This window comes from Moorena sp. SIO4E2 (genome assembly GCF_010671945.1).
GTDB lineage: Bacteria > Cyanobacteriota > Cyanobacteriia > Cyanobacteriales > Coleofasciculaceae > Moorena > Moorena producens.
In genome coordinates this window covers 1-1206 of sequence record NZ_JAAHIE010001331.1, presented here as the reverse complement: position 1 = coordinate 1206, position 1206 = coordinate 1, and the positions used below count along the sequence as shown (strand labels likewise).

General features: G+C 41.3%; 1 pseudogene. It reads left to right on the top strand.

The window, feature by feature from the left end:
* Window positions 1-114 precede the first annotated feature (114 nt).
* Window positions 115-896, top strand: a pseudogene (locus F6K37_RS43425) (IS5 family transposase).
* The last annotated feature ends 310 nt before the right edge of the window (window positions 897-1206 follow it).

The window sequence follows — 1206 nt, the reverse complement described above, 5'->3', positions numbered from 1 at the left end:
TGAACATCTACCTCTCTATTATGCCAGGGTACATGTAGTCCAGTTCTCTACTCATTTAATTCGCGATTATTAATCGCGAATTAAATGAGTACCTATTCCTGTCTTTTTTCCAAAATGGGATGCTCCCAAAAAATTAAACCTTTGTTACCTCCTCAAAAAGCTTGGACAGGAAAACCAGCACATGACCATCGCCAGATCATAAATGGCATACTGTGGATTTTGAGAACAGGTGCGCCCTGGAGGGATTTACCAACCTCTTATGGAGTCCATAGTACGGTGTCAAGTCGGTTTTATCGTTGGCGAAAAGCGGGCATATGGGAGGAGATTTTGGCAGGTCTTCAGCAAATTGCCGACGCTGAGGGTCGAATCGATTGGGAAGTTCACATGGGTGATACTACAGTCGTGCGAGCACATCAACACGCAGCCGGAGCAAAAGGGGGCAAGACTCACAGGCACTAGGGAGGAGTAAGGGAGGATTCAGCACAAAAATTCATATTCGGTCGGAAGGATTGGGCAAACCAATGGTTTTTGCTCTAACATCAGGAGAACGCCATGATACCATTGGTTTTGATGATTTGCTTGCCCTCGGAAAAGTTAAACGTCAGGGTCGAGGAAGGCCAAAAAGCCGTTTTCGCTACTTTTTAGGTGATCAAGGATACAGTAGTAAAACTATTAGAGAAAAACTACGTCGTCGAGGTACAACTCCTATTATTCCCAGAAAAAGTAACGAAAAGAAACGAGAACGCTTCAACCGAGGACTATATAGAGAACGTAATCGGATTGAAAGACTAATTAACCGTCTCAAACAAAATCGACGAATAGCAACTCGCTATGAGAAATATGCAGTCAATTACCTAGCTATGTTGACTATTGCTTCTATATTACTCTGGCTTTAGTTGAAATCATGTTTTTTCTGACTACTATAGATAAAAATAAATCTTTAAACTGTTGATCATAGAAAGATTTATGGTCAAGTTGAGCAAAACGTTTGCTTAGGGTCGGGCTTTGCCCAAATTCCTTTCCTTATGCTCGCGATTGCAAATCTCTCTAACCTAAATTATTGGGTTTGCAGACACGCCCTAGCTGTTCATCTGTTAATGTTTGCCAACGTTCTTGACTGATCCAGATTGACGAAAATCTTAACAAGATTATGCTTGATAAAATTCCTAGCAATACAGGTACAGTACGGCAGCAAATCAAATATAT